Source organism: Leptolyngbya cf. ectocarpi LEGE 11479, from assembly GCF_015207065.1.
Classification (GTDB): Bacteria; Cyanobacteriota; Cyanobacteriia; order Phormidesmidales; family Phormidesmidaceae; genus Leptothoe; species Leptothoe ectocarpi.
The window spans coordinates 1-7,990 of the sequence record NZ_JADEXP010000299.1; the positions used below are offsets into that span (position 1 = coordinate 1).

Annotated in this window: 5 protein-coding genes; all 5 read left to right on the forward strand. The window is 51.1% G+C overall.

Features of this window, described 5'->3' with window-relative positions:
• On the forward strand, positions 1-198 hold a 198-nt coding region (locus tag IQ260_RS23455; RefSeq protein WP_193995506.1), incomplete at its 5' end, for a tyrosine-type recombinase/integrase.
• 338 nt (positions 199-536) lie between these two features.
• Positions 537-785 carry a hypothetical protein gene (locus IQ260_RS23460; RefSeq protein WP_193995507.1) on the forward strand — a complete coding sequence of 83 codons (249 nt, stop codon included), beginning with the start codon at positions 537-539 and terminating at the stop codon, positions 783-785.
• Positions 786-961: 176 nt separating this feature from the next.
• Positions 962-3,388 carry an alpha/beta fold hydrolase gene (locus tag IQ260_RS23465; RefSeq protein WP_193995508.1) on the forward strand — a complete coding sequence of 809 codons (2,427 nt, stop codon included), beginning with the start codon at positions 962-964 and terminating at the stop codon, positions 3,386-3,388.
• 488 nt (positions 3,389-3,876) lie between these two features.
• Complete coding sequence (locus IQ260_RS23470) at positions 3,877-5,634, forward strand: AMP-dependent synthetase/ligase (RefSeq protein WP_322745030.1); 1,758 nt, start codon at positions 3,877-3,879, stop codon at positions 5,632-5,634.
• 18 nt (positions 5,635-5,652) lie between these two features.
• Positions 5,653-7,990 (forward strand): 3-hydroxyacyl-CoA dehydrogenase/enoyl-CoA hydratase family protein (locus IQ260_RS23475; RefSeq protein WP_193995510.1); only part of this gene is annotated, 2,338 nt, incomplete at its 3' end.

Sequence of the window (7,990 nt, forward strand, 5' to 3'; positions counted from 1 at the left end):
GTCCGTCAAGCGGGTATCCATCAGAAAGTTGGCTGCCATACATTTCGCCATAGCTTTGCAACTCATTTGTTACAGAATGGCTATGACATTCGCACGATTCAAGAATTGCTCGGCCACAAGGATGTGAAGACCACCATGATTTATACCCATGTGCTGAATCGCGGCGGACGTGGCGTGCGTAGTCCATTAGATTCGTAATCAACCGCAACATTTTTGCTTGACGTTACGAGTAGGTTAGCGGTACCTTAATTCTCACGCCCTTCTGGGCATGACTACAAAGCTCAATATTTAGCACTGGCGGCAGGTGTTAGGACCACCGAACCGCCAGCTCACCCCGGCTGGTACGAGCAGTCCGAGGCTTGGGATACTTTATCTCATTGCTGCCCCGGTTTGCATCACATAATCGGGGTAGCTGAACTTTGAGCTTTGGTTTCTTCCTAAACCACGACCCAGTTGAAGTCTGTAGTTTTTCTACGGGTTTCTAATTCTGGCTATGGTCAGGGATTCACAACGCTAACGTTTGGAGACCAAAGCTTATGTTTGTCGATATTATCTCGGACGCAGTTGCGTCCACGCTGCCGCTTGGCACCGATCTGCTACCCGATCATCAGTACGAAACCGTCCGTCATCTGGTGTTTGGCAGCCTCATCGGGGTACGGCTCACCATCCAAGACCTGCACAAAAAACACTACGCCGAGCCCAACGACTGGAGTAAACCCATCTCCACCGGGCGAGCTAATGAGGTTATGGTGATTTTGACCAAACGGGTGGCGCTCAAGCAATAGATGAGTTGTGTTGTGGGTGCGTTTTTGCGATCGCACCCAGCCCCACGCTCTTTCAAGCTCATTATTGCAAATAGGGTGTTATTAAACTCTCTATCGTTTTAGCCCCATTTATCCATACCTACGCCATGATAAAGCTAGGAGAGGAACGGACAAGTTAACTTGTCTGGGAGGTTCTAATGGCCTTTTTTCCTTCTACTGTTCAGCATGTATTACGGCAGCGAGTGACCCAGCTGTGGCAGCAGCGGCAGCTTCCCCACCTGGCCCAGCGCACATGTGAGCTATACCTCAATGGTCAAGACCCTCAAGCTCAAACTCACTGTCAAGAGGTTTTACAAACTCAAATTAGGCTAGATGCTCAGACGCTACAGAGATTTCTGCAAACCGATATTGGCGAATTCCTATTACAGCGATTAGAGCAGCTGATTCAGCTACCCCACGATGCCGCTGGCCGTCAGGCTCTGGTGCAAAAGATTACTAGAGCCGATCAGCTATCCATTATGAGTTTGCTGTATCAGATAGCCGGTAATCTGCGCACTGACCGTTTGTTAGAAACCGCTAAGCAAATAGACCTCCTATTGCATACGACGGACGATCTGCTGAGTTTACTGACATCTTTAATGCAGCAGGAATCGTTAGGTCAGTCTGTTCCCGCTGCCGATCCGCGGCTACCCGGTCCTGGCGGCATTCGTCAGCGAGTATTACACCTCCAACGCCGATTTACCCAGCCGTTTAAGGTGGTGCTATACGAACCGGTGGGAGAGCGTTTGTCCCCCATTTCTGTTGTGGTCATTTCCCACGGCTTGGCTGCCAATTCTCAAACCATGGCCCACTATGCCAAACATCTCGTTTCCCACGGGTATTTGGTCGCGGTGCCTCAGCATCCAGGTAGCGACACCCACCAGGTTCGCAATTTGCTGGCGGGAACCGTCGATGAGATTTTCTCACTTCAGGATTTTTTTGATCGCCCCCAAGATATTAGTGCCTTATTAGATAAGTTAGAACAGTTAAATGAGGGCGACTATGACGGTCAGTTAAATTTAGCTGACATCGGTATTCTGGGCGAGTCGTTTGGCGGGTATACCGCCTTAGCTTTAGCAGGTGCCACAATCGACTTTGAGGGATTGGCCCAACGCTGTGACCAGCTTTCTGAGAGCCTGAACGTCTCCTTGCTACTGCAGTGTCGGGCGCTTTCGCTGCCGACTCAAGACACGCGGCTTCATGATCCACGCATCAAAGCTATTTTTACCATTGACCCCATTGGCAGTGGATTGTTTGGTCCCGATGGGCTAGCGGCTGTGAGCATCCCGACGGTCATCGCCACCGGCAGTCGAGATAAAACCGCACCCATGGCCCTAGAACCCATGCAACTGTTTCCTCACCTGGCTGGCCAACGATTTTTAGCCGTTATCCGGGGAAAATCCCATGTCCATGATATGCGGACATTGCTGTCTTCGCTTAAGCTAGCAGAGCAGATAGAGCTACCCAGTTTCAAATCATCCCCACCGATTATTGATAGCTATCTATGTGGCTTGAGTGTGTTGTTTTTTGATCAATATTTAAAGACGCCGCAAACATCAGATACGGATGCTGTTTCGCTGCCCGCCTATGCCCAGTCTATTAGTCAGCCACCCTACGATTTAAGCCTGATCAGTGCCAAATCTGCTCAGGCCCTCTGCCCGGTTCTAGAGAGCTTTCAGCAAAGACTGTCTCAGCTAAAGTGGCACACTATTACTGTCCAACATCAAGATGGCATGTTTACAGCGGCTGATGGATTGAGCCTTTACTACCAAAGCTGGTTGCCCACATCCACGGTGAAAGCAACCATTGTTTTAGTCCACGGTCTAGGCGGGCACAGCGGTCTGTTTCAGAATGTTGTCAAAGCTTTGATTGCAGAAGGTTATGCCCTCTATGGATATGACTTACGTGGTCATGGCCGGTCGCCGGGGCAGCGTGGTCACATTAATCGCTGGGTAGACTATCGCCATGACCTGGCCTGCTTTGTGGCGATGGTGCAATCACAGCATCCCACGGTGCCCTGCTTTTTACTTAGCCATAGTTTAGGCAGCATCATTGCGCTGGATTATGCTCTACATAGGGCTAGCCCTCATGTCTCTGGGGAAACGACGTATCCAGAAATTGCAGGGATTGTGGCCGCATCACTCCCATTGGGGACCCACGCTACGACCAATCTGCGGCTAAAGATTGGTCAGCTACTATCCCTGGGCTGGCCCCGATTTTCCCTATCTCTGGGGCTTAAGCGGATCTTACCATCACGCGATCGCGCTGTTGTTCTTGCCTATGCCCATGATCCACTGCGACACCAAAAAGGAACTGCCCGCTTAGCAACAGAATTTCTTAAAACGGTGCAGTCACTGTATAACCATCAAGACCGGTTAACAGTACCGCTCTTAATGCTGCACGGCAGCGCGGATAAAGTCGCTGACTATAGTTCTAGCCACGATTTTTTCAGGAACCTATCCCTAACCAAGAAGACATTTATTGGCTATGACGGAGCTTACCATGAGTTATATAACGAGAGTAATCAGGCTGATATTATGGCTGATATTAATACCTGGTTAGATGCGCAGATCCAGACGGATTAAGGTTGGCTCCTAACAGGACAATATTACAGCCATATTAAGACAATCCCCTGTATAGTAGGCGATCCCGCTATAATAGGTGTAGTAAAAGAAACAGCTATTTCGGCCAGGTTGTTCTACAGCTTGGTTGATGGGCTGAGATTGTTGTCGTGAAGCCGTGACTCATTGGGCTATTGTGTTGTTTGCCTAATTGTCGCCCGAGCTGTGGCTGACTTCATTGCATCACAAAATTCTCTTTTGAGTCTGTTCCCATGTGTTTTGCTATATCTGATAGCTAATTGGGAGTACCTACTTACTTTGTAAACGCTTAGCGCAGGTTTGTTGGCTCTGTGCTCCGTCTCGCTCCGTTCCTCTTCCACGGGGTGGTTTGCTAGGGCCATATAAGCTCAGGCTCTGATGTATGTCAGGAGAGGTTTTTCTCTCTGAAAATGATGGTTAGTCAATGTCGTCACTGCTGTTCGCTGTATGTTGCTCCAGCAACCCAGGGGACAGTGCAATTACACTATACGATTCCCGATTTTTTGGATATGGGCTGTGCCTATGACCCTATCCCTGCCCTAAACCACTGGTCTGGCCATGGTTGGGAGACCTATGCGTTTACCGAGTTTCGAAACGCTTCAGAAGAGTTTGCCTTGGGATTAAAGTCTCAGAACATACGATGGGATAGGCGTTCTCAAGCCGCGATCCGGATAGGACTGCTATTAGAAAATGGCCTATACTGGGCGCTAGCCGATATGGGCAGCCTGCTCGCCGGGTGGGTTACGGTTCCTATTGATGGCCTGCAGGCATTAGTCGTTTCTGAGTGGAGGACGGTAGAGCGTCTCCATAGCTATCTTCAGAGGATTAAGCTGATTGTTATTGTGAATGAGGCTGACCCTGGCAATGCCTCTGGCTTTTTGAACAAAGACTGTGTCGTCACACCGTTAACAGATCTGCGTTGCCAGGGCCGTCATCGATTCTCTTCCAAGGCTGTTCAATCTTTGAGAGATACCCTGCATCCCGAGGATCTAGCGACTATTGTTTATACCGCTGATGCTAGCGATCTGGCTAAGGGGGCCATGCTCAGTCACCAAAGCTTGACCGGCAATATTTGGGCGGCCTTTAGCAGTATGCCGGGTCTGTTGCCAGGGACGCCGGAAGTTGCTCTGTCGTTTTTACCGCTAAATCATATTTTTGCGAGAACGTTTCTCTATGGTCATTTTGGGTTTGGCCATAGCATCTATTTTTCTTCACCTAAACGTGTCTTTCGTCATTTAGCAACGGTTAAGCCGACTATTTTTATTACCGTGCCGCGTCTGCTTGAGAAAGTGTATGAGCGTCTGAATAGCTCACGGCGGCAGTCTTCTGGTTTACGGCATTTTTGGTTGAACTGGGGTTGGGATTGGGCTCACCGTTATCAACCTGATCACGCCCATGGGGCCAGGTCTCTTTTGCGGCGTTGGTTGCTGAGGAATGGTATTTTGAGGACTATCCATCAAGCTTTTGGTGGGAATATACGCTATTTGCTCTCAGGTGGTGCAGCCCTACGGCCTGAGGTAATGACCTTTTTTAATGCTGTGGGACTTCCGGTGAAGCAGGGGTATGGTCTCACAGAGACCAGCTCTGTTCTGAGCTATACGCGCGATCGCTGGCTGCGTTCAGGGACCGTGGGAGCCCCGATTCCAGGGGTGGAAATGCGTCTGGCTAGTGATGGTGAAGTCTTAGTGAAAAGCCTCTATACCATGGAAGGCTATCACCATAATCCGGCTGCGACCGATGCTGTGATCGACGCCGATGGTTGGTTTCATACGGGCGATTTAGGCAAGTTTTCAGAGGATGGTCTGCTCACTCTGCGAGGCTGTAAGAAAGAGCTGTTTAAGCTGTCTACGGGTAAATATGTGGCCCCTGGACCGATAGAGGCCCGGCTAGAGCGTTCGCCGTTGGTCAAGCAGGCGTTGATAGTAGGGCCGGGGCAGAAGTTTTGTGGTGTGTTGATTGTTCCTGGCCTCATTGAGAGCGCTGGCTCAATGAGGCCAGGTGAGCCGTCAGGGGGGCTGCGATCGCAAGTCCAAACGCTGATCGATCAGGTCAATACTGGCTTATCCCACTGGTCAACGATCAAACGGTTTGCCCTGGTAGATGCAAAGGCGGCTGTGGAGGACAGCCGAGAAGGACGGTATCGGGCCTATGCCAAGGAGATTGAGTCGCTATATAGCGAGACTGAACCTGGGCGGCAGTTGCCGCGTAGGAAGTTAGCGAATGTTGCTTAAGGGCTAAGGAGATTCATTATGACGTTTATTCCTTTCAAAACGGCTGCTGTCTTGGGAGCTGGCATTATGGGCACCCAGATCGCGGCTCATTTGGCGAATGCAGGTTTGCGAGTGCTGTTGCTGGATTTACCTGCACCAGAAGATAACAAAAATGCGGTAGTGGAAGGCGCGTTTAAGAAGGCTAAAAAACTCTCGCCGCCCATGTTATTTACTCCAGATATGGCGCACCGGATCGAGCTGGGCAACTACCATGAACACTTTGCCCGGCTGAGTCAGGTGGATTGGGTGATTGAAGCCGTGGTAGAGCGGTTGGATGTGAAACAGCAATTGATGGCTCGCTTAGAACAGGTGGTGCGTGCGGATACTGTGATTTCGACCAATACCAGCGGTTTACCCATTGCCCAGATTGCGGCAGGCCGGTCTGTAGAGTTTCGACGGCGGTTTTTAGGCACGCACTTTTTTAACCCACCGCGCTATCTAAAGCTGCTGGAACTGATTCCGACACCAGAGACCGATCCTAATGTCCTCATACGGGTGGCCTGGTTTGGCCGTAGCTATCTCGGAAAAGGACTGGTGGTTGCCAAAGATACCCCCAACTTTATTGCCAACCGGATTGGGCTATTTTCCACATTTTTGGGCATTCATGCCCTCACGGAGGATGGTTACTCCATAGAAGAGATTGATACGCTGACGGGGACATTAGTGGGCCGACCCAAATCTGCCACCTTTAGAACAGCAGATCTGGTGGGCTTGGATACGTTACTACAGGTGGCTGAGAATATCTATCCAGCCATTCCCCAAGATGAACAACGGGAAATGTTCAAATTACCGACGCTGTTGAAGACCCTCGTAGAGACAGGGTCGCGTGGTGTTAAGTCCGGCCAGGGATTCTATAAAAAGGTGGGTCAAGAGATTCTCTCGGTGAATCCTAAAACATTTGCCTATGAGCCTCCTAGGGAGCTGGATTTGCCTGGATTAAAAAATGTTTCTCAACTGCCAAGCCTGGTGGACCGTATCCGGGCGCTCTATAAATTACCAGGGCGGGCAGGGGAGTTTTTCCGTCGGACGATGCTGGCATTACTGAGCTATAGTGCCTGTCGATTGCCAGATATTGCAGACAGCCCCGTAGATGTGGATCGGGCCATGCGCTGGGGATTTGGCTGGCAGCTAGGACCGTTTGAGATGTGGGACACCATTGGGTTTCATCAGGTGCTCTATGATATGCAGGCGATTAAGCTGGCGGTGCCGGAGTGGATTGAGGAGATGGCCGCCACAGGTGAGGGCCATTTTTACCGCAGCCAGCACAGTTTACCCAGCAGCTTACTGATGGCGGAGTCGGTGTTGGGACCCTTGGGGCAACAACCTATCGAACAGCCCGATGATGAGATACACCTACCTCGGATTAAAACTGGGAATACCAAGCTTTGGGAGAATTTAGACGCGGCCCTATGGGACATGGGAGATGGCGTGGTGATATATGAATTTCGCTCTAAGGGCAATACCCTCAGCACCGCTGTGGTGGATGGACTGCAAGCAGCTCTGGATATGTTGACCCAAACCGATCGGTATCGAGGCTTGGTGATTGGCAACCACAGTGCTCATTTTTGCGGAGGTGCCAATCTGGTGGAGATGGAGACGGCGGCTCAGACGAGCAACTGGCAGCTGATTGCTGATTTGTTAGTGAAATTCCAAACGTTGCTGCAGCGAATTCGGTACTTTCATAAACCGATTGTCGCGGCGGTGCAGGGGCGAGCTTTGGGGGGCGGCTGTGAGTTAGTCATGGCCTGTCCCCATGTGGTGGCCGCAGCGGAGAGTTATATCGGCTTAGTGGAGCTGAGTGTGGGCTTAATTCCTGGGGCGACCGGCACAACCCGCATGGCAAAATGGGCGGCGCAAAAAGCGGTGAGTGGAACGGCACACCATATTCAGCCATTCTTGAATCAAGCCTTTAAGACAGTGGCGACGGCGACGGTGGCGGGCAGTGCCTATGAGGCGATGGAGCTGGGCTTTTTGCCTGCCCATACCCAGGTGGTGATGAACAACGATCAGCGGCTGTATGTGGCCAAAGAAGCGGTGCTGTATCTTGACCGAGCTGGATATCGACCGCCTGCCCGTAACAGTTTCTGGGTGTTGGGGCAACCGGGGCGAGCGGTGCTAGACCATATGGCGTACACCCTGCAGCAGGGGGGCTTTGTCAGTGAGTATGACCAATTCTTAGCGGGGCAGCTGGCCTATGTAATGACCGGTGGGGATTTGCTGTCTGCGGCCAGGGTGTCTGAGGAGTATTTATTGAGGTTGGAGCAAGACGTGTTCTTACCGTTGCTACAGCAGCAGAAAACCCAGGAGAGAATTATAC